Origin of the sequence: Streptomyces sp. SID5464 (assembly GCF_009862985.1) — a bacterium.
Classification (GTDB): domain Bacteria; phylum Actinomycetota; class Actinomycetes; order Streptomycetales; family Streptomycetaceae; genus Streptomyces; species Streptomyces chartreusis_D.
This window is the reverse complement of record NZ_WWIQ01000005.1, coordinates 79,602-99,124: the sequence shown is the minus strand read 5'-3', so window position 1 is coordinate 99,124 and position 19,523 is coordinate 79,602. Positions and strand designations below refer to the sequence as shown.

Sequence of the window (19,523 nt, the reverse complement as noted above, 5' to 3'; positions counted from 1 at the left end):
GTTGCTCAGAGCGCGAACTGCCCGGACGTCTGCTGGATCTTGACGATCACGAACTCGGCCGGGCGGACCGGCGCGATGCCGACCAGGACGTTGACGATGCCGTTCTCGATGTCCTCGGCGGTCGTGGTGTCGCTGTCGCACTTGACGAAGTAGGCGTCGCGGGGCGTGCCGCCCTTGAAGGCGCCCTGGCGGAAGAGGGTGTGCAGGTACGAGGAGGCGGCGAGCCGGATCTGCTGCCACAGGTTCTCGTCGTTGGGTTCGAACACCACCCACTGGAGGCCTCGCTGAAGGCTCTCCTCGACGTGCAGGGCGAGCCGCCGCACCGGCACGTACTTCCACTCGCTGTCGAGTGCGTCGGAGCCCTCCAGCGTGCGCGCTCCCCAGACCACCGGGCCGGTCACCGGGAAGGTGCGCAGGCAGTTGACGCCGAGCGGGTTGAGCAGGCCGGTCTCGCGGTCGGTCAGGTTGACCGTGAGCGAGTGCACGCCGGCGAGCCGGGCCTCGGTGCCGGCCGGGGCCTTCCACACGCCGCGCTCGGAGTCCGTACGGGCGATGACGCCCGCGACGGCGCCGGACGGCGGGAAGGAGCGCAGCCGGCCCGTGAGGGGGTCGGTGAGCTGGAGGTGCGGGAAGTACAGGCCCGCGTGGTTGCCGCGCACGGCGTCGAAGGCGGCGAGCCCGGCCCGGGCGGTGTCCACGCTGACCCAGGTGCCCGGCGCGTCGACCAGCAGGAAGATCCGCCGTTCCTGGCACAGCCGCTGGGCGGCCGAGACGACGGTGACGGCGTCCTCCGTCTTCTCGTAGCCCGCGAGTTCGGGCAGCACGAGGAGGTTCACGTCGGCGACGCCGCGCAGCGCCTGGATGCCGGACTTGTCGGCCTCGGAGCCGATGAGGTCGCGCGGTCCGGGCGCCTCGCCGTCCTCGCCGCCCTCCAGCGGGAAGACGGGCGGGTTGACGGAGGCCTCCAGGCCCAGGTCGTTGGCGCACTCGCCGAGGAAGCGGACGACGTCCTCGGGGTCGGTGGAGCCCGCGACGACCTGGATGCGCCGGCCGAAGGCGGTGACCTCGGCGCCCGCGAAGGCGTGCTTGCCGGGCGCGTCGGGCAGGGCGCGCAGCTTGCGCTCCAGCAGCAGCGCCAGCTCGGCGACGGAGTGCGGGGCCTCGCCGTCGCAGTCGGGGTCGTAGAGCGTGAACTCCCGCTCGACGTCGCCGATCTTGACGGTGAGGTCCACGGCGAGGTCGGGCAGGTCGTGCCCGAAGGGCTTGGAGACGGTGCCGGACGGGTCGGGGCGGCCCTCGCCCACGACCTCGACGCGGACCAGCCGGGAGCCGGCGTTGACGACGGTCTGCACGTACCGGCCGTGGGACGGGTCGGTGGACAGGCCGGTGAAGCTCTCGCGGGCCTCGCCCTTGGCGTCGTGGACCCGCAGGTTGAAGGTCTCCTCCGGGCGGGGCGTGTCGTAGTCGACGGCGACGCGCAGGCCGTTGCCCCACACGCCGGGTTCCTTGGCGTGCACCGCGAGGACGTCGCACTCGCTGTGGCCCTCGGTGGACTCCAGCGTGACGCGGGCGGCCTTGCCGCTGCCGGCCTTGGCGACCCGGACGATCACGGCGACGGTGCCGCCGTTGCCGAAGAACTGGTGAACGGCGTAGCCGACGGCGCTCTGGGCGCTCAGCCCCCCGAAGCGGCGCTCGAACTCGGTGAAGCTGGTGACGCGGACCGGCTCGTTCAGCGGACCGCGGCGGGTGTGGCCCACGAAGGCGGTCACCGAAGTGGTCAGGGTCGAGATGGTGCGGGTGCTGCTGGGAAGCTCTTCGACGTAGACACCGGGATACGTCGGCTTGGCGGCGCTCACTGCACTCATCGGCATTCCCCCTCCTATCCCTGTCTCGGGCACCGGATGACGGCACCAAGAGAGGTGAGGGAGGGACGTTCCGGCCATGCGCGAGGACTCGGGCCCCCGCCCGCCGGCGGGGGACACACGCGCACCTCATCAGTTCCCCCGTCAGTACCCGTGCGGTTCGGTCGCCCGGGTCAAGCAGCACGCTTGTGACTCCTGATGCTCAAGTGCTCAACCCACCTTCTTGCGTTCGGAGTTGGCCGAACAAGACGGGTTCTGGCCAGCACAGTGGAAGGTTCTGTGAAGGCAGAATTCCGCGATCCGCACATCACACCCGCGCGCCCTCGTGGAGTGGTCCACACCTCCTGCACAGCGGCGGTGATCGCCGGGCGGAGGGCATGCCTGGAAGACCCCGCGCCTCCGGCACCGGTGCCTCATCCGCCCGGCGCACTCCGCAGGTTCTCCCCCAGTCGTACATCCCTCGATGGCCGGTTTCGGCGGGGCGCCATGGACACGCACGGAGTTGATCGATGCCTTACGGGATCCACCCCCGAGTGCCCCCTTTCGACCGGGACATGCCCGACCCGAACGCCAGGCTGCGCCACCCCTTCCAGCGCGTAGAAATATCTACGAGCATGGCCAGTGCCGGACCGGCACGCGGAGCCCGAGGCTCCGCGGGTCACCGGCCCGTGTCCAGCGTGCGCCCGTCGGGGCGCTGCCGACTGTGCCTGGGGTGGCCATGCAGAGCGTGATGTGGAAGCAAGCCGTCGAGTGGCTCGCCGCGGCCGCCAGGGACCCTCAGGAGTGCAAGCGGGAGTGGGACTACGGCACGGGGACGGCGCTGGTGGAGGCGGGGCGGTACTGGGACGTGCTCAGCGTCCCCGACCGGCTCGGCCTGCTCGCCCTGGACTATCTGTGGCGCGACCCCCTGAAGATGCCCGGCCCCACCCTGGTGGACAGCGCGGCCCGCAGAGTGGGCTTCTTCCTGCCACCCGACCCCGTCAGCGAGTGGGTCGGTTTCGGGGTCCGGCACGTCGGCCGGGGCTCCTGGGTCGCCGTGCCGCCGCCCTACCGGCCCGCCGGGCGCCTGGAGTGGCTCGTCCCGCCGGACGGCACGGGCAGCCTGCACGCCCCCGGCACGCTGGAGTCGGCCCTGCGGGAGGCCACCGAGACCCTCGCCGTGCTGGCACCGGTCAGCGCGGAACACGCGGTGGCCGACTGCTGGTGAGGTGAGTGCCGTCGGGGGCGGCCGTCCCCGGGTGCCGGCCGACGGTCCAGGTGGTGAGGGCGGCCCAGGTCTCGCTCGCGGACGGCGCCGCGAAGGAGACCCACTGGCCGTCACGGTGCTCCGGGATCGCGTGGCCCCTGGCCTGCCATTCGGCGACGAGGGCCGCGTAGATGGGCGGATGCCCCCCGTATCCGCTGGTGAGTTCGGCGAACGACCGGGGAGCGGCGTCGTTCCCGAGAAGGCGCCGCGCCGTCTCAGTGCTGTCCATGCCCGGTCAACGCGACGCGGCACGCCGGTGGTACGCGGGCCGGGTCCCGTCCGTCGGGTCGGGTGAACCCGTCACCCGTACGGCGGCACCCGGGCACCGGACAAACATCCAGTGAGGCGGTCGCACGTTCAGGACGGGGTCGTTCCCGGTGAAGGCTTCCGGCACGGCGGCGCGGGCCGCTTCGCATTCCGGCGGGCTGCTCGACCCCGGCCGTACGCATCCGGTAACACTGACCTCAGGCCGAGGACCGGGCCGGCACCGCGCCCGGAACCGGGCCTCCCGGTACGACGGCAGGGAGAGGCCATGTCACAGCGCCCTGACCTCCGGCAGCGCAGGGCCGTGCTGGAGCACGAGTGGTCCCGCTGGGTGCCGCGGCTGAGCGCCGCGGGCGCGCGGCCGGGCGGCAGCGCGGCGTTGCGCCACGAGGTGACCGAGTCCTGGGCGCGCTCACTGAGCAGCGTGGACCCCGGGCGGGACAGCGCCCCGGTCACCGACGCCGGCCCCGTCCACCAGCGCTGGACGTCCTCGCCGCTGTACCGGCCGGTCGCGGGCCTCGCCGGGGAACTGCGCAGCATCGCCGAGGACGCCGGCTTCGTCACGGCCGTCACCGACGAGTCCGGCACCATCCTGTGGACCTGCGGCGGCCCGACCATGCGCCGCCGGGCCGAGCGCGTCAACTTCGCCCCGGGCGGCCGGTGGGACGAGCAGGCCATGGGCACCAACGCCCTGTCCCTCGCCCTGCGCACCGGCCGTCCCAGCTCCGTCTTCTCCGCCGAGCACCTGGTGTCGGCCCTGCACGGCTGGGTCTGCTACTGCGCCCCGGTCCACGGCCCGGACGGGCGCGTCCTCGGCGTGCTGGACCTGTCGACCACCTGGGACCGTTCGCACCCCCTGGCCATGTCCACCGTACGCACACTGGTGTCCACCATCGAGGCCCGCCTCGCCACGGAACAGCCTCGCCCGGGACAGCTGCGGCTCACCTGCCTCGGCGCGGAACGAGCCGTCCCGGCCGTGCGGGAGGGACGGCCACTCCCCCTGCGCCCCCGCCAGGTGGAGATCCTCACCCTGCTCGCGCTCGAACCCGACGGTTTCTCCCCGGAACGGCTGCGCGCCGCCCTCTACGGCGACCGGCCGGTCACCGCGTCCACCTTCAAAGCGGAGATCTCCCACCTGCGCCGCGCCCTCGGCGGCGGCGTCTCCCCACGCCGCTACGCCCTGACGATCCCCGTCTCCTGCGACGCCGACGACGTCCTGCGCGCCCTGGAGCAGGGCGACACCGACACCGCCCTGCGCCTCTACGGCGGCCCGCTGCTCCCCCGCTCAGAGGCCCCCGGCATCGAGGAGTGGCGAACCCGCCTCGAAGTGGCCGTACGCGAGGCCGTACTGGCGAGCACGCACCCGGAACACGCCCTGCGCTACGGCGAACGGGCCCCGTACGACGCGGAGATCCACGAACACGCGCTGCACCTGCTCGGCCCCGGCGACACCCGCCGGGCGATCGCGCGGGGCCGCCTGACCACGGCCCGACGGGACTGACGGCCCGCCACGGCGCCAACCTTGCGCCAACCTCCCGGGAGCACAGTGAGGTCGTCACGACGGCGTGAACCGTCACCCGCCCGTCATCTCACCGAGGAGAGCCGCCATGGTGTACGCGCAGCCCGGAACGGACGGCAGCATCGTCGCCTTCGCCCGCCGCTACGACAACTTCATCGACGGCGACTGGGTCGCCCCCGTGGAGGGCCGCTACTTCGAAAACCCGACCCCCGTGACGGGCAAGGTCTTCTGCGAGGTCGCCCGCTCCTCCGCGGCCGACGTCGACCTGGCCCTGGACGCCGCGCACCGGGCGGCCGACCGGTGGGGCCGCACCTCCACCGCGGAACGCGCGCGTGTCCTGGGCAGGATCGCGGACCGCATCGAGGAGCACCTGGAGAAGATCGCGGTCGCCGAGACCTGGGAGAACGGCAAGCCGGTCCGCGAGACGCTGGCCGCCGACATCCCGCTGGCCGTCGACCACTTCCGGTACTTCGCCGGCGTCGTCCGCGCGCAGGAGGGCAGCATCGCGGAGATCGACGCCGACACCGTCGCGTACCACTTCCACGAACCGCTGGGCGTGGTCGGCCAGATCATCCCGTGGAACTTCCCGATCCTCATGGCCACCTGGAAGCTGGCCCCCGCGCTGGCCGCCGGCAACTGCGTGGTCATCAAGCCGGCCGAGCAGACCCCGGCCAGTCTCCTCTACGTCATCGAGCTGATCGCCGACCTGCTCCCGCCCGGCGTGGTCAACGTGGTCAACGGCTTCGGCGTGGAGGCGGGCAAACCCTTGGCCTCCAGCCCGCGCGTGGCGAAGGTGGCGTTCACCGGGGAGACCACGACCGGTCGCCTGATCATGCAGTACGCGAGCGAGAACATCATCCCCGTCACGCTGGAACTGGGCGGCAAGAGCCCGAACATCTTCCTGCCCGACGTCATGGCCGCCGACGACGACTTCCTGGACAAGGCGGTCGAGGGCTTCGTGATGTTCGCCCTCAACCAGGGCGAGGTCTGCACGTGCCCGTCCCGCGCCCTGATCCCCTCGTCGATCTACGACGACTTCATGGCCCGCTGTGTCGAGCGCACCCGGGCCATCGTGGGCGGCGACCCGCTGGACCCGGACACCATGCTCGGCGCGCAGGCGAGCAACGACCAGTACGAGAAGATCCTCTCCTACCTCGACATCGGCCGGAAGGAGGGCGCCGAGGTCGTCACGGGTGGCAACCCCCGTGCGGTGCCCGGCCTGGAAGGCGGCTACTACATCGAGCCGACGATCTTCCGCGGCACCAACGACATGCGGATCTTCCAGGAGGAGATCTTCGGCCCGGTGGTCTCGGTGACGACGTACGACTCCGTCGACGAAGCCCTGAAGATCGCCAACGACACGCTGTACGGCCTCGGCGCGGGCGTCTGGACCCGCGACGGCAACACGGCCTATCGCATGGGCCGCGCGATCAAGGCGGGCCGGGTGTGGACCAACTGCTACCACGCGTACCCGGCGCACGCGGCCTTCGGCGGCTACAAGAAGTCCGGCATCGGACGCGAGACGCACAAGATGATGCTCGACCATTACCAGCAGACGAAGAATCTTCTGGTGTCGTACTCGCCGAAGAAGCTGGGTTTCTTCTAAACACATGCGAGAAGGCGCCTGACCTGGGCCTCCGCCTGTCAGGCGCCCTTCACTCAACCCGCTCTCGATCGAGCCCGGCTTGCGCGCGGCAGCGTCTGTCGGCGGGGCCGGGAGCCAAGGGCGAACGGTTCTACGACTGGCCCGCCGCAGCATCGACATCTTGGACTGGCATGGAGGCCCACGGACGGTCTCTGCAACCTGTGCCGTGATGGAACACGGGGGCTGCGCGCCGTACCGGTTGGCGATGTCCAACGCGCCGCTCCGTGTCTGCTCACGCTCGGGCCCAGCGTTGGTTGACGCCGGTGTGGCAGCTCCACACGATCACCGCGGCGCCGTTGGCGGTGCTGCCGCCGTTGACGTCCAGGCAGAGTCCGGTCCGGACGTTGCTGACGGTTCCGTCGGTGTTGACATTCCATTGCTGGTTCGCGCCACCGGTGCAGTCCCAGATCCGTGCTCGGGTGCCGGGGGCGGCGTCGTTCGGCACGTCCAGGCATCTGTCCATCACCCGCAGGGTCTGTCCGGTCTGAGTGAACCGCTGGTTGGTGCCGGTGTGGCAGTCCCAGATGATCATCTGGGCGCCGTTGGACGAGTTGGCACCGCTGACGTCCAGGCATCGGTCGGCGGACTGGCTCCGCAGCCGGAAGGTGGTCGGGTCCGGGGGATTCGGGTTCGGCTCAGCACCCGTGAAGAAGCTCCAGACCTCTTGCTTGACCCAGCTCCTGGCGCCGCTCTCACAGCCGGCGCACCCGTCCACGGGGCCTTGCTGGTGACCTCCGTCGAACGCGGCCCAGACGACCGGATACCCCTCTCGGCAACCCGAGTAGGCGGTGGTGATGTGGGTGCGGCTGCCCGGCGCGGGCTCCGGCGGGTTCTGGGGAGTGCAGCCGTTGTTCCTGACGAACCTGTCCCGCATCCCGCGGCCGGCGCCGATGTTGTCGTTGATGCCGTGGATTCCCATGTACGCGAAGGGCTGGGTGCCCCCGCTGCACCCGCTGATCCCCCCGGGCGCGGCTATCGCGGCGACCGCGCGGAAGACGTTCGGCCTGGCACATGCGAGTGCGTAGCTCATGGCTCCGCCGTAGCTGAAGCCGAGGGCGAAGCGCTGCGTGGTGTCGACACAGAGGTCGTTGTCGATACGCCTGATCATGTCGTCGACGAAGGTCACGTCCTCGCCGCCGGAGTTGCCCCAGCCGTTGTTGAGGCCCTGCGGAGCTACGAAGATCGCGCTGTTGTCCGCCAGTCGCCGGAGTCCGTAGTGGGCATAGACATCGCCATCGCTTCCGCCCCCGGCGACCTGCCCGGCGGTGCCACCCAACCAGTGGAATCCGAAGATCAGTCGGTATTGGCGGGTGTTGTCGTAGTTCTCAGGGATGCTCAGGATGAAGGAGCGGCTCTTGCCGTTGCTTTGAATCGTGTGCGTACCGCTCGTCAGTGTGGGGGCACGTCCGCATCCGGCGGTCCCCGCAAGGGTGGCCCCGGCGGTGGGCGACGTGTCGGCCGCGACGCTGACTCCTGCCCCGCCGGCCATGGCCAGAACGAGCAATGCCGCTGACACGGCTCGCCCGAACAACCATCTGTGGATCGACATCATGCGACTCCCTCGCTGCTCGGTGACATGGCTCTGACTGGTCGGTGGGACCGCAGTTCGCCCTGGGGCTGGATGCGGTCGAGTCGGAAGCGCTGATTGGTGCTGCCGGTGGCCGCCCACTGGGAGATGCGGGCTCCGTCGGCGGTGGAGGCCTCCCACACGTCCAGGGCGAGGCCGCTCTGCCGGTTGACCAGACCGATCACGCCACCGCCGTGGTCGACGATCCGCCACTGCTGGCCGGCGGCGTCCGTACCGGGCTGCTGGGTGATGTCGGCGCCGCTGCCGCTACCGGCGACTTGCAGGAACAGACCACTGTGCCCGAGCCGGATCTTGTAGTGCCCGCCGTCGGAGGGCAGGAACTCGAAGTGCTGGTTGAGACCGGCGGTGATCTGCCACTGGATCAGCCGCGCACCGGCGGCTGTGGACGCACCGTTGATATCGGCGGCCTTGCCGCTGTGCTGGGCCACCAGCCGGTAGGCCACGCCGGCCTCCACCGGACCCGACCTGAGTGCGGACGCGCGGTAGGTGCGGCCGGCCTGGCCGGTGAACTCGATGAGATCGGCCTCGAGCCGCTTCGGCTGGACCGGCTCGCCGCTCGATTCGTCCCGCAGCGTGAACTCGCCGGTGAAGATCCGGCCGCGCACCCGGACGGCACCGGTTCGGTCGGGTGTGACGACGAACTCGATCCGGCCGCTGCTCCACTCGGCGCCGACGGTGTAACCGCCGCGGCCGCGCAGTCCGCTCACCCGCCCGGTGGGCCAGGCGGCCGGCAGCGCCGGCAGCACGTGCAGTTCGCCGTTGTGGCTCTGCAACAGCATCTCCGCGATGCCCGAGGTGGCGCCGAAGTTGCCGTCGATCTGGAACGGTGGGTGCAGGTCGAACATGTTGGGCGCGAGCCGGTCCGTCCGCACCAGGTCCCGGATCAGCTTGTGGGCCCGGGCACCGTCCTCCAACCGCGCCCAGAAGTTGATCTTCCAGGCGAGCGACCAACCCGTCCCGTCGTCACCGCGCAGCTCCAGCGTCCGCCGCGCGGCCTCGTGCAACTGAGGTGTACCGCGCTTGGTGATCTGGTTGCTCGGATGCAGACCGTACAGGTGGGAGACGTGCCGGTGCGTCCGCTCGGTCTCCACCCAGTCGGCCAGCCACTCCTGGACATTGCCCCTGGAGCCGACCTTCGTCGGCGCCAGCCGGTCCCGGGCCGCCAGCGCCTGAGCGCGGAAGCCGGCGTCCACGCCGAGGACTTCGCCGGCTCGGGCGACGCTGTTGAAGAGGTCGCGCAGGATCTGGTTGTCCATGGTGGGCCCGGCGCAGACGGTGGCGTTCGCGTGGTGAGCGAGTTCCGGGGAGTTCGACGGGTTGGTGACCAGGTATCCGAGCGACGGGTGGGCGACCAGGGTGTCGAGGAAGAACTGGGCGGCGCCCTTCAGGGCCGGATAGTTCGAGCGGAGGAAGTCGGTGTCACCTGTGAACAGGTAGTGGTCCCAGATCAGGGTGGCCAGCCATGCGCCACCGGTCTGCCACATCCCCCACCGCGCTTCGTCGACGACCGAGGCGCCCCGCCACGCGTCGGTGTTGTGATGCGTCACCCAGCCGCCCGCGCCGTACTGCGCCTGGGCCACCCGGGCGCCGGTCACGGTCAGGTCGTCGATCATGTCGAAGACCGGGAGGAAGCATTCGGACAGGTTCGTCGTGTCGGCGGGCCAGTAGTTCATCGGCAGGTTGGCGTTGATGGTGAACTTGGAGTCCCAGGAGGGAGCCATCTGGTCGTTCCAGATGCCCTGCAGGTTCGCCGGCTGGGTGCCCGGCCGCGAGGACGAGATGAGCAGATACCGGCCGAACTGGAACAACAGGGCGGACAACTGCGGGTCGTTCGCTTGCGCGTGCTGTGCGATGCGTACGTCGGTCGGCTGGTCGGCCGCCGCGGTACGTCCCAGATCGACCGACACGCGGTTGAACAGCGCCTGGTAGTCGGCGAGATGCCGCTTGCGCAGTTGGTCGATGCCGATGTCGCGGGCGGCGTTGAGGTGGCGCCGCGCGATCCCCTGGTAGTCGCCGTCGACCCTCCGGAAGTCGACGTAGCCGGAGCCGATCGACACCAGCACCGTCACGCTGGTGGCGCCGGAGACCCGCAGTGTGCCGCCCGAGCTGCTGACCGTGCCGCCCGTCACGGCGGCGTGGGCCAGGGCGAGGAACCGGACCCGCCCGGTGATGCCCTCCATGGTGCCGGAGACGCCGTCGAGGGCGATCGTGGCCCCGTCCGGGCTGGACACCGTGGTCCGTTGCGGACTGTCGAACGTGGCGTTGAAGGCGATGGAGTTGGCCCGGTCGGCCGTCAGCCGGACCACGATCACCTGGTCCGGCGCGCTGGCGAACACCTCACGCTGGTACCGCACGCCGCCCAGCACGTAGGTCGTGACGGCCGTGGCGGTGGTGAGGTCGAGCGTCCGGTTGTACTGCGACGCGCCGGTAGCGCTGCCCAAGGAGAGCAGAAGGTTTCCGACCGGCTGGTAGGCGAGCTGTCCGGCCGGGCTGCCCAGCATCGTCTGATTGATCAGGTCCTGCGCCGGCCCCCACTGATCCGCGAAGACCCGCCGCCGGATCTCAGCGATGTTGGCGGCGCCGCGGGGGTTGGCGGAGTCGTACGGACCGCCGGCCCAGACGGTGTCCTCGTTGAGCTGCAGCCGTTCGTTGTCGACGTTGCCGAACACCATCGCGCCGAGGCGTCCGTTGCCGATCGGCAGTGCCCGCAGCCACTCCGTGCCGGCCGGCTTGTCGTACCACAGTGCGAAATCGTTGGCGGCCAGGACCTTCGGCGGCGCGGCCGAGCCGCTCCTGGCGGTGGCCGTCCACCCACCCGGCACGATCCCTGCTCCAGCCGCCGCTCCCGCGGCGAGAAACCGTCTGCGTGTCACCTCGGACATGTCGTTCTCCCTTCACGGAATGGAGCAGGTCACTGACGTTTCGTCACCCGTCACGGTCGAGGCCCCGGCCGCCACCCCTGCCCCGGTGGGCGCGTGGCCGGGTGGCCAACAGGCCGAGCGGTCACCGTCCACCGTTTCCGCCGAGTCGGGCGCCACGTCGCGCGTCGGTGTTCTGGATCTGCCATCTCTGGTTGTCGCCGCCCCAGCACGCCCACAGCTGCACCTTGAAGGTGGCGGTGTTCACGTCGAGGCAGAGGCCGGAGCGCACGCTGCGGATGGTGCCGTCAGCGCCCACCGTCCAACGTTGGTTGTCGCCGCCGTTGCACGCCCACGTGCCGACCACGGTGCCGTTCGTCGTCCCGCTGCCGTAGGCGTCCAGGCACTTCTGGCCCCCGAGTGCGGTGATCTGCCCGCCCGCCGTCAAGGTCCACTGCTGGCCAACCGTGTTGGCGCAGGTGGACACCTGGACCTGGATGTTCGCGGTGGTCCCGCCGGGGATGTCGAGACAGCGCCCGGTGCTGACGTCGCGCAGCAGGCTGGTCGGGGCCGGGACGTCGCCGTCCAGGCCCCAGCCGTATCTGAGGCGCTCGCGGCCGCTGGGGCTGGGGGTGCTGAGCGTGAGGTTGGTACCGGTGCCGTGCAGTTTCTGCATGGCGTACCAGTCGTCGCCCTGGCCGGCGCGTATCTTCCCGCCTAGGCCGGGCCAGTAGATCGAGCCGATCCGCAGTTCCCGGAGCACCGTGGTGGTGGCCCGGAAGTAGCGCACGAAGTTGTCGGTGCTGCCGGCGTCGTGGTAGTTGAGCCCGGTATCCATCGGCGCGCCGAACTCGTCGACGACAGTGCGGTCGGCGCAGGAGCCGATCGCGTTCCGCAGGTACGCCACCCACTGGTCGTAGGTCTTCGCGCCGCTGAAGAAGGTGTAGTGGTGCAGCGACAGGAACGTCCCGTCAAGGCGGCGGTCCGCGCACATGGATTTGATGTCGGTGTTCAGGCCGGCGCCACTGACGAAGACGCGGTTCCGCGGAATCGACGGGTGGCTGCTGATCCAGTTGCTCACCACGTTCGCCCACTCGGCGGCGCTGTGCCCGCCCGGTTCGTTCATCGGCTCGAAGTGGACGAGGCTGTTGGTGCCGTACCGGGCGAGAACGGTGTTCCACATGGTGTCGAAGGCGCTCGGGTTGACGATGCGACCGTCGCGGGCGGCCACCCCGTCGTCCCAGTAGGAGAGGACGACCTTGAATCCCTTCGCGGTGGCCGCGTCTATCGCGCCCGCGTACGCGCTCCACCAGTTCGTCCCGACTGTGTAGGTGTTGATCGGGAGCCGAACGGTGTTGGCGCCGAGGTTGTTCTCGAAGCCGGTGTAGACGGCGTTGGCCTTCGCCACGACCGTCTCGTAGCTGTCGGAGGCGCTCAACCCATGCAGGACCAGCGGTCCACCGTGGAAGTTGTCACCGAGTCGGGCCCAGTTGACGCCGCGGAACTGGGCGGTGTCGGCGGCGGCCGGCGAGGCGCTCTGGTGCTCGGCGACCGCGAGCGCGCTGAGAGCGGTCAGGACGCAGGCGAGCGCCCGGGCGAGGTGGCGCCGGCGAGGGGTGTGGGGCATGGTCGTGCCTTCCCGGTTGGCGGTGTGGTCACGTCTGCGCTGTGCGGGGTCCGTTGACGCGGGCCGCCCGGCGGCAGTCGGCCGAGCCGGCGCGGAGCTTGCCCTCTCCGCGCCGGCCCCTCCCAGATCGCTCGCGCAGCGAGCATGTCAGCGTCATGCCGCTGCCGTGGCGCCTGGAAAGCCTCACTCCCCCGCTTCGCCCGAATCTCCGGTCGGCAGGGGGAGTTGTCTGGGTGAGTAGCCCCATCGACCGTCATCACCACCGCCGGCGAACGCCGCCGGAATGCTGGGCGTGCCGCTTTCGATTTCACAGGTCATGAATGGAGAAAGCAGCGAGTAGAGCACTAGAACATTGGCAGATTGTCATGGTCTATTCAAGAGGAGAAGCATGGTTATCTTTGGGCCTGCGCCGCCGCGCAACCAAATGGAGAAGCGCGACTTTCGGCTGCCACCCCGCATAACCTTTTCAGTCGGTGAATCCGAGTGACGCTCGCGTGTAAATCACGGCAGCTCTCTTTAAGCGGCGTCAGGCGAAGGGAGCAGCGCCAAGGCGACACTCAGCCGCTCAAGGGGGACCAGTTCGTCGGCGGCCCGGCCGCAGTCCGCACAGGACCGGGTGTGCCGGGTGATGCGCTTGCGCCACAGCGCGCTCGGTACGCCGTCCCAGCCCCCCAGCGCGGCGGTCAGCAGTGGGCACCGAGGGCTGGCTTCCAGCGCGGCGACGATTGCCCGGCTCAGTTCCAGTTGGTTGCGCATCCGCTGGACCCGCACACCCGCGTGAGCCACGCTCGTTCCCAGCGCTGCCGCGAGCTCCACCCTCGTCAGGCGGCCCGCGGTCTCCAGCCACCACAGCGACAGCAGCGCCCGGGCGTCCGGGTCGAGCCATCGACTGGCGCGTACGGTCCTTCGGCGATGACCGGACAGCTCGACGTGGATCAGGGCCAGGTTCTCGGCGTCGGCGTCCGGCGGGTCGGTCATCTCGTCGAGTGGGGCCGTCCGTTCGGCGTCCGCCTGCCGCCGGTGCAGATGGGTGCTGATCTGCCGTGTCGCGATCGTGGCCAGCCAGGGCCGGAAGCACTCCGGGGCGCGCAACGTGCGCAGCTCGGGAAGTGCGCGCAGCATCGTGTCCTGCACCACGTCGTCGACGTCCGCGAGCTCACCCAGCGCCCTGCGCACGATCGCGTACACCAGCGGCAGGTACGTCGCGGCCAGGTCGTCGAGCGCTCGTGGATCGCCGGCCTGTGCGGCGACGACCAGGCTCGTCTCGTCGGCTCGGCCGGCTCGCATCACGTGCCCGTACGCGTTGCCTCGGGCAAGGCCGCCCCGCGTGCCGCGCATGTCGCCACCGTCGGATTCGCGCGCACGACCGACTCGGGGGCGGCCGGCTGGTAATGCCTGGCAGCCCGTCATCGCCCCGGCCGTCCGCCGTCAACGGGAAGAACGATGCCGTCGACTTGTTCCTGCGCCGAAAAGGCGAGGAACACCGTGGCCGCGGCGAGATCGTCGGCGTACCTCCGGCGACCGGCCGGGATCCGGCCGAGGACGCCGCGCCCGCCGCGCTCCTTCGCCGGGACCGGCGCCTCGGCGGCCCGGCTCTCGATCTCCAGGGGCCGGGGCCCGCGGTGGACAACCGCCTTCATCGATCCTCCATCCCCATGGTGTCGAACGTCCCTTCAGCGGTGGATCGGCATGGTCCAGGAGTGACCGCGAGCAGCCGCCGACCGGCCCGCTCCGGCCGTATGTGCGGTCCGTCGGGTGCGTGTGCCGTTCGCTGACGGGCCGAGGTCATCGCCGTTTCGTCGATCCGGATGCCCAGGCCCGGCGTGTCACCGAGCACGAAGGCGCCGTCCTCGACGTGCAGGTCCATCGCGACGCCGATCGGCGGCCGCAGGCCCTGCAGTTCGCTGACGAGGTGGTTGGGCACCGATGTCGCGGCGTGCAGCAGCGCGACGGGCGTGTTGCCGATCGGGCTGACCGGCAGGTCGTAGGCGTGCGCCAGCGCGGCGACACGCAGGAAGTGGGTGACTCCCCAGACCGCGGCCGTCTGGACGATGTCGACGCCTCCCGCCGCGATCAGCGGGCCGAACTGCTCGAGGCCGGTGAGGTTCTCCCCACTGGCGACCGCCGCCCGTACGCCACGGCTGACAGCGGCCAGGCCGTCGGCGTCCCAGCGCCGGACCGGCTCCTCGATCCAGGTCAGGTCGAGTGCGCGTTCCAGTTCACCGACGTGGCGTACCGCCTGCTTGCGGCTCCAGGACTCGTTCGCGTCCAGCATGAGCCCTGGCCGCCTCCCGTGCGCGGCCTCGGTCAGTACCTCGCGTACGAGCGACAGCCGGTGCAGGTCACGCTCGATGTCCAGGCCGCCCTTGAGCTTCGCCGCCCTCAGCCCCCGTTCGGCATAGACCTGGTAGGTGGCGACGAGTTCGTCATCGGTGAGGCCGATGTCCAGGCCGGAGGCGTAGGCGTCGACCACGCGGTCGCTGCCGCCGAGCAACCGCCACAGCGGCTCCCCCACCGCCTGTGCCTTGATGTCCCACAACGCCGTGTCGAACGCGCCGATCGTGCCGAACACCACGCCGGCGTGCCCGGCTTTGAAGGTGTGCCGCAGCATGCGGTCGTAGAGGGCGGTCACCGCGCGCGGGTCCTGGCCGTCGATGGCGGCGAAGATCGCCTCGGCTTCCACGTGCGGTCCCAGGCCGACTCCGGTGATCCCCTCGTCGGTCTCGACGATGACGACCGGCACGGGCATGACGCCGTCGGCGTAGACGCCGTTGGCGTCACCGACGGGTCGGCCCCATCGCTGTGCCGTCGTCAGGGTTCTGTACCCGGTGATGCGCATGCGTCAGCCCTTCGTCGCGCCGGCCGTCACGCCGTCGGCGATCTGGCGCTGCAGGAACAGGTAGGTCACCAACACGGGCAGCCCGGCGATCAGGACACCGGCTGCGAAGGTGGGGATGTCGGCGGAGTACTGGCCGCGCAGTGAGGTGATGCCCACCATCAGGGTGCGATGGTCGGCCGACGGCATCATCAGCAGCGAGATGAGCACGTCGTTCCAGCAGAACAGCGCGTCGAGGATGCCCACCGACAGCAGTGCCGGAGCACCCATCGGCAGCATGATCCGCCGGTAGACGCCGTACAGGGTGTTTCCGTCGATCCGTGCGGCGTCGACGAGTTCGGTGGGCACCGCTCGGTAGTAGCTCGTCAGCAGGAAGACGGTGAACGGCAGGAACTGAGCGACATAGGCGAGGACCAGCCCGGGATAGGTGTCGATGAGACCGCCGTCGGCCATGATCCTGGCCAGCGGCACCATGATCACCTGGAATGGGATGAACAGTGCCGTGAGGCAGACCAGGGCCAGCGCGGACGAGCCACGGAACCGCACCTGGGCCAGCGCGAACCCGGCCATGGACCCGATCAGCAGCAACAGCGCCACGGCACAGGCCACCACGATCACGGAGTTGAGGAAGTACCGCCCCATGCCGACGCTGTTCCACGCGGTGCTGAGGTTGTCCCACCGGAGAGTGCTCGCCAGGGAGAACCGGTCGAGGATGTACTCCCGGCGGGTCTTCATCGCGACGTTGGCGGTGAACAGCAGCGGGTAGACCGTCGCCATGGCGAGGAGGCCCATGGGCACGGCGACCAGCCATCTGCCCGGCCCCGGGCGGGACATCAGTCCTCCCTCCCCGCCCGGCGCAGCAGGCCGACCTGGAGCAGGCCCACGACCAGCATGACGAGGAAGAGGACGGTGGACGCGGCCGAGGCGAGCGCCGGGCGGCTCATCTGCCCCTGCTGGACCCAGATGTAGTACTCCGGCAGGTATGTCGACCCTTCCGGGCCACCACTGGTCATGACGTAGAGCAGTCCGAACATCGAGGTCAGCATTCCGATCATCGTGGTGACGACGACGAACTGGATGGTGCGGGACAGACCCGGGATGATGACGTGCCAGATCATCCGCGCGAGCGAGGCGCCGTCGACCCGGGCGGCGTCCAGGAGTGCGGAGTCCAGGGTCGCGAACCCGGCCAGGAACACCACCAGCGCCATCCCCGCCGTCGCCCAGATGTGCACGCCGACGACGGTGAAGATGGCTACGTCGGGATCGCCGAGCCAGTCGACCGGGCCGACTCCCGAGCCGCCGAGCACGGTGTTCAGCGGACCGTCGAAGGCCAGGAGCAGGTTGAAGATCGCGCCGACGATCACCGGGGAGAGCACGGCCGGGAAGAAGTAGACGCTCCGGAAGAACGAATGCCCCGGCACCCGCAGGTGGATGAAGGTGGCGAGCAGTCCCGGGATCGCGACCGCGACCGGCAGCAGCAGCACCAGCCATCCGACGTTGCGCAGCGCGGTGCGGAACAGCGGGTCGTGGATGAGCTCCGCGTAGTTGTCGAGCCCCACCGTGGCGCCGTTGCGTTCGCCGTCACCGGTGAAGGAGAAGCTGACGCCCAGTCCCAGTGGCCAGAGCCGGAGCACCACGATGATCAGGACAGCGGGAGCGACCAGGACGTAGGGGGCGAGGCGTTCGGCGCGCCGGCCGACCGGTGACATGGCCTCAGCCCGCTTGGTCGGACGCCGCCAGCTGCCTGACCGCCGCGTCCACCGTGACCGATCCGCTCAGCAGTTGCTGAGACAGCCGCCCCATCAGTTCCACGGTCCTGGACGGCAGGGCCACGTGCAGAGCGGGCTTGCCACGGTCGATCCCGGACACGATGGTGGCGACGGCCGGGCCGCCGCCCGAGACGTCCACGGTGCGGTCGGCCGCGATGGCGCCCGCGTCGGCGTAGAACGACTTCAGCGCGTCGGTCGAGGTCAGGGATCGCACCAGGTCGGCGGCGACCTCGGGGTCCTTGGTCCACTTCGCGACGGCGTAGCCGATGCCGCCGTCGTAGGGAAGGCTCGGCGTGGCGCCGGCCATGACGACCGGCGACTTCATGACGCCGACGTCGTCGGCGTCGAGGAACTCGGTGAAGTCCTTCCAGTGCCCGGTGTCCGACATCAGCCCGATGACGTGGGCGGCCTTGTTGGACTGGAACACCGCGAACGCGTCGTTGAACATCGCCGTCGAGTTCGCCCCGTCGTTGTTCAGGTCTTTGTCGTTGACCTCTTTCCAGAGCGAGAAGACCCGCTTGACCGCCGGCGAGGACCAGTCTCGTCTGCCGGCGATCCAGTCGTCGTACTCCTTGGGCGACAGGACGCCCGAGCCGAGCCCGGACAGGAAGAACTGTATGCCGATGCCTTCCTTGTTGCCCTGCGCGAAGCATCTGGCACCGGTCGCCTTGGTGAGGGTCCGGCAGTCGGCGACGAACTCGTCCCAACGGGTGGCCGGCTGCTCCGGGTCCAGCCCCGCCTTCCGGTACAGCGACTTGTTGTAGTAGATCGGGTGACCTTGCAAGGTCACCGGGGCGGCGTAGGTCTTGCCGTCCTTGGTGAAGGCATCCCACCCGGCCAGCCGCTTCCTGTCGTCACGGACGTACTCGTCCAGCGGCAGCAGGGAGTCCGCGCGGTCACGGATCTGCCCGCCACCGTTGAAGAGCATGACGTCCGGCCCCTTGCCGGCTTGGATGGCGGCCCCGAGCAGGGTGTAGTACTGATCGAACGGCTGCGCGACGAACTCGACCGTCACGCCGGGATGCCGCTGGGCGAAGTCGGCCTTGGCCTTCTTGACGTAGGAGGACGCTGTGGCGTCGCCGGACTTCCAGTCCCAGACGACGAGCTTGCCCTTCGAACCACCGGACGCCGCATCCGGGTCGGAGGCGCTGCCGCAGCCGGCTAAGACGACGAGGCCGGCAACCAGGGTCACCGACCACAGTGTTCGTTGCTTCATTGCTGCCCCACTCTCCTGAGGTGGCCGGCTGTCCGGCGGTTGAGGCTGAGGAGGAACGCAACTCGTATGACGTATGTAACTCGTATGACGTATGACGTCAACCGGATGCCGTATAGTTGGCGAGCATCCGTGGTACGGCACGGGCCCCGGGGGGTGTCATGACGGCAGTACCGCAGTCATCCGCAGAGGCCTCCGAGGCCCCAGCCTGGAGCCGGCGCCCGGCGAACCTTGCCGCCGCGGTCACGGCTGAGCTGGTGGAGCGGATCGTCCGTGGAGTCCATCCGTCCGGTTCGCCGCTTCCCCCCGAGCCCGTACTCTGCGAGACCTTCTCGGTCAGCCGCACCGTGGTCCGCGAGGCGGTGAAGATCCTTCAGGAGAAGGGGCTGGTTCAGGTCCGCCAGGGCGCCGGCACGATGGTCACCCCGCCGGCGAAGTGGAACATGCTCGACGAGCTGGTCCTCCGCGCGACGATCACGGAGGACGAGAGCCTGGCCATCCTCGATCACCTCGTCGCGACCCGCCGCGCGCTGGAGGCCGACATGGCCAACGTCGCCGCCCGCCTGGCGAACGCCGAGGTGATCGACCGGCTACGCAGTCTGGTGGAGCGGATGGACGAGCTCGTCGACGACCCCGCCGCGTACCACGAAGAGGACCGGGCGTTCCACGACACCGTCATGCAGGCGTCAGGGAACCGCATCGGCCGTGCCGTGGTGCGTTCGCTGGAGCGTCAGGTCATCGACTCCGCCCGTTACGTGGGCCGAACCGGCCGCGCCTTCTGCGTCGCCTCCAACCACGGCCATCGGCGCATCTACGAGCGGATCGCCGCGCACGACCCCAGGGGTGCGGCCGAGGCGATGTTCACCCACATCACCGAGGCGTGGGTGGTGCGCCGCAGCGGACCGGGCGAGCCGACCCGACTACGGCGTTAGAGGCGAGCCCCGCTCGCGACCGACAGGTCCTGCCGCGAGCGAGGCCGACGCGTTCCGCTATCGCTGCGCCCACTGCTGGTTGCTGCCGCCGTTGCAGGACCAGAGGATGATCCTGGTGCCGTTGGCGGTGCCGCCGGCGTTGGCGTCGAGGCACAGTCCGGACT

General features: G+C 70.0%; 16 protein-coding genes. 4 read left to right on the top strand and 12 right to left on the bottom strand.

The window, feature by feature from the left end; all coding sequences use genetic code 11:
* Positions 1 to 5: 5 nt before the first annotated feature.
* A complete protein-coding gene (locus GTY47_RS05355) occupies positions 6 to 1,871 on the bottom strand; it encodes a phage tail sheath subtilisin-like domain-containing protein (RefSeq protein ID WP_029180992.1) in 1,866 nt (621 codons plus the stop codon).
* A gap of 709 nt (positions 1,872 to 2,580) precedes the next feature.
* Here GTY47_RS05355 and GTY47_RS05350 point away from each other — a divergent pair.
* Positions 2,581 to 3,069 (top strand): hypothetical protein, encoded by a 489-nt coding sequence (locus GTY47_RS05350; RefSeq protein ID WP_029180991.1) that lies wholly within the window; start codon positions 2,581 to 2,583, stop codon positions 3,067 to 3,069.
* Here GTY47_RS05350 and GTY47_RS05345 read toward each other — a convergent pair.
* Positions 3,035 to 3,337, bottom strand: coding sequence for a hypothetical protein (locus GTY47_RS05345; protein WP_050810205.1), 303 nt, complete (start codon positions 3,335 to 3,337; stop codon positions 3,035 to 3,037). The two genes, GTY47_RS05350 and GTY47_RS05345, sit on opposite strands and share 35 nt — an antisense overlap.
* Positions 3,338 to 3,640: 303 nt before the next feature.
* On the opposite strand from GTY47_RS05345, the gene GTY47_RS05340 reads away from it, so the two are divergent.
* Both GTY47_RS05340 and adh read left to right on the top strand, forming a co-directional pair.
* Positions 3,641 to 4,873: a helix-turn-helix domain-containing protein gene (locus GTY47_RS05340; protein WP_010037430.1), complete on the top strand. Its 1,233-nt coding sequence runs from the start codon at positions 3,641 to 3,643 to the stop codon at positions 4,871 to 4,873.
* A 106-nt stretch (positions 4,874 to 4,979) separates the two neighbouring features.
* The gene (adh, locus tag GTY47_RS05335; RefSeq protein ID WP_010037429.1) at positions 4,980 to 6,497 is read left to right on the top strand and encodes an aldehyde dehydrogenase; all 1,518 of its coding nucleotides are present in this window, start codon (positions 4,980 to 4,982) and stop codon (positions 6,495 to 6,497) included.
* Positions 6,498 to 6,768: 271 nt separating this feature from the next.
* Here the strand turns inward: adh and GTY47_RS05330 are convergent, their stop codons facing one another.
* From GTY47_RS05330 to GTY47_RS05290, 9 genes are all read right to left on the bottom strand, one after another.
* Positions 6,769 to 8,088, bottom strand: a complete 1,320-nt coding sequence (locus GTY47_RS05330) for an RICIN domain-containing protein (RefSeq protein ID WP_102514914.1) — start codon at positions 8,086 to 8,088, stop codon at positions 6,769 to 6,771.
* Positions 8,085 to 11,006, bottom strand: coding sequence for a glycoside hydrolase N-terminal domain-containing protein (locus GTY47_RS05325; RefSeq protein WP_029180989.1), 2,922 nt, complete (start codon positions 11,004 to 11,006; stop codon positions 8,085 to 8,087). The genes GTY47_RS05330 and GTY47_RS05325 overlap by 4 nt, the downstream gene beginning before the upstream one ends.
* Before the next feature lie 121 nt (positions 11,007 to 11,127).
* Positions 11,128 to 12,609: a ricin-type beta-trefoil lectin domain protein gene (locus tag GTY47_RS05320; RefSeq protein ID WP_010037422.1), complete on the bottom strand. Its 1,482-nt coding sequence runs from the start codon at positions 12,607 to 12,609 to the stop codon at positions 11,128 to 11,130.
* A gap of 516 nt (positions 12,610 to 13,125) precedes the next feature.
* Entirely contained in the window at positions 13,126 to 13,947 is an 822-nt protein-coding gene (locus tag GTY47_RS05315) for a sigma-70 family RNA polymerase sigma factor (RefSeq protein WP_010037421.1), read from the bottom strand.
* 68 nt (positions 13,948 to 14,015) lie between these two features.
* Positions 14,016 to 14,249 (bottom strand): hypothetical protein, encoded by a 234-nt coding sequence (locus GTY47_RS05310; RefSeq protein WP_010037420.1) that lies wholly within the window; start codon positions 14,247 to 14,249, stop codon positions 14,016 to 14,018.
* Positions 14,246 to 15,448, bottom strand: a complete 1,203-nt coding sequence (locus GTY47_RS05305; protein ID WP_010037419.1) for a mandelate racemase/muconate lactonizing enzyme family protein — start codon at positions 15,446 to 15,448, stop codon at positions 14,246 to 14,248. The genes GTY47_RS05310 and GTY47_RS05305 overlap by 4 nt, the downstream gene beginning before the upstream one ends.
* A gap of 3 nt (positions 15,449 to 15,451) precedes the next feature.
* Positions 15,452 to 16,279, bottom strand: a complete 828-nt coding sequence (locus GTY47_RS05300; RefSeq protein WP_010037417.1) for a carbohydrate ABC transporter permease — start codon at positions 16,277 to 16,279, stop codon at positions 15,452 to 15,454.
* The gene (locus GTY47_RS05295) at positions 16,279 to 17,154 is read right to left on the bottom strand and encodes a sugar ABC transporter permease (RefSeq protein WP_010037415.1); all 876 of its coding nucleotides are present in this window, start codon (positions 17,152 to 17,154) and stop codon (positions 16,279 to 16,281) included. Before GTY47_RS05295 ends, GTY47_RS05300 begins: the two co-directional genes overlap by 1 nt.
* Positions 17,155 to 17,158: 4 nt before the next feature.
* Positions 17,159 to 18,430 (bottom strand): extracellular solute-binding protein, encoded by a 1,272-nt coding sequence (locus GTY47_RS05290; protein ID WP_010037414.1) that lies wholly within the window; start codon positions 18,428 to 18,430, stop codon positions 17,159 to 17,161.
* A gap of 158 nt (positions 18,431 to 18,588) precedes the next feature.
* Here GTY47_RS05290 and GTY47_RS05285 point away from each other — a divergent pair, with 158 nt between their 5' ends.
* Positions 18,589 to 19,359 (top strand): FadR/GntR family transcriptional regulator, encoded by a 771-nt coding sequence (locus tag GTY47_RS05285; RefSeq protein ID WP_029180988.1) that lies wholly within the window; start codon positions 18,589 to 18,591, stop codon positions 19,357 to 19,359.
* A gap of 57 nt (positions 19,360 to 19,416) precedes the next feature.
* On the opposite strand, the gene GTY47_RS05280 is transcribed toward GTY47_RS05285, so the two are convergent.
* Entirely contained in the window at positions 19,417 to 19,515 is a 99-nt protein-coding gene (locus GTY47_RS05280; RefSeq protein ID WP_234025770.1) for an RICIN domain-containing protein, read from the bottom strand.
* Positions 19,516 to 19,523 lie beyond the last annotated feature (8 nt).

What these genes read in the sequence shown, in the direction of transcription:
- GTY47_RS05355 (WP_029180992.1), bottom strand. Translation starts at nt 1,871, where the DNA reads ATGCCGATGAGTGCAGTGAGCGCCGCCAAGCCGACGTATCCCGGTGTC.
- GTY47_RS05350 (WP_029180991.1), top strand. Translation starts at nt 2,581, where the DNA reads ATGCAGAGCGTGATGTGGAAGCAAGCCGTCGAGTGGCTCGCCGCGGCC.
- GTY47_RS05345 (WP_050810205.1), bottom strand. Translation starts at nt 3,337, where the DNA reads ATGGACAGCACTGAGACGGCGCGGCGCCTTCTCGGGAACGACGCCGCT.
- GTY47_RS05340 (WP_010037430.1), top strand. Translation starts at nt 3,641, where the DNA reads ATGTCACAGCGCCCTGACCTCCGGCAGCGCAGGGCCGTGCTGGAGCAC.
- adh (WP_010037429.1), top strand. Translation starts at nt 4,980, where the DNA reads ATGGTGTACGCGCAGCCCGGAACGGACGGCAGCATCGTCGCCTTCGCC.
- GTY47_RS05330 (WP_102514914.1), bottom strand. Translation starts at nt 8,088, where the DNA reads ATGATGTCGATCCACAGATGGTTGTTCGGGCGAGCCGTGTCAGCGGCA.
- GTY47_RS05325 (WP_029180989.1), bottom strand. Translation starts at nt 11,006, where the DNA reads ATGTCCGAGGTGACACGCAGACGGTTTCTCGCCGCGGGAGCGGCGGCT.
- GTY47_RS05320 (WP_010037422.1), bottom strand. Translation starts at nt 12,609, where the DNA reads ATGCCCCACACCCCTCGCCGGCGCCACCTCGCCCGGGCGCTCGCCTGC.
- GTY47_RS05315 (WP_010037421.1), bottom strand. Translation starts at nt 13,947, where the DNA reads ATGCGCGGCACGCGGGGCGGCCTTGCCCGAGGCAACGCGTACGGGCAC.
- GTY47_RS05310 (WP_010037420.1), bottom strand. Translation starts at nt 14,249, where the DNA reads ATGAAGGCGGTTGTCCACCGCGGGCCCCGGCCCCTGGAGATCGAGAGC.
- GTY47_RS05305 (WP_010037419.1), bottom strand. Translation starts at nt 15,448, where the DNA reads ATGCGCATCACCGGGTACAGAACCCTGACGACGGCACAGCGATGGGGC.
- GTY47_RS05300 (WP_010037417.1), bottom strand. Translation starts at nt 16,279, where the DNA reads ATGTCCCGCCCGGGGCCGGGCAGATGGCTGGTCGCCGTGCCCATGGGC.
- GTY47_RS05295 (WP_010037415.1), bottom strand. Translation starts at nt 17,154, where the DNA reads ATGTCACCGGTCGGCCGGCGCGCCGAACGCCTCGCCCCCTACGTCCTG.
- GTY47_RS05290 (WP_010037414.1), bottom strand. Translation starts at nt 18,430, where the DNA reads ATGAAGCAACGAACACTGTGGTCGGTGACCCTGGTTGCCGGCCTCGTC.
- GTY47_RS05285 (WP_029180988.1), top strand. Translation starts at nt 18,589, where the DNA reads ATGACGGCAGTACCGCAGTCATCCGCAGAGGCCTCCGAGGCCCCAGCC.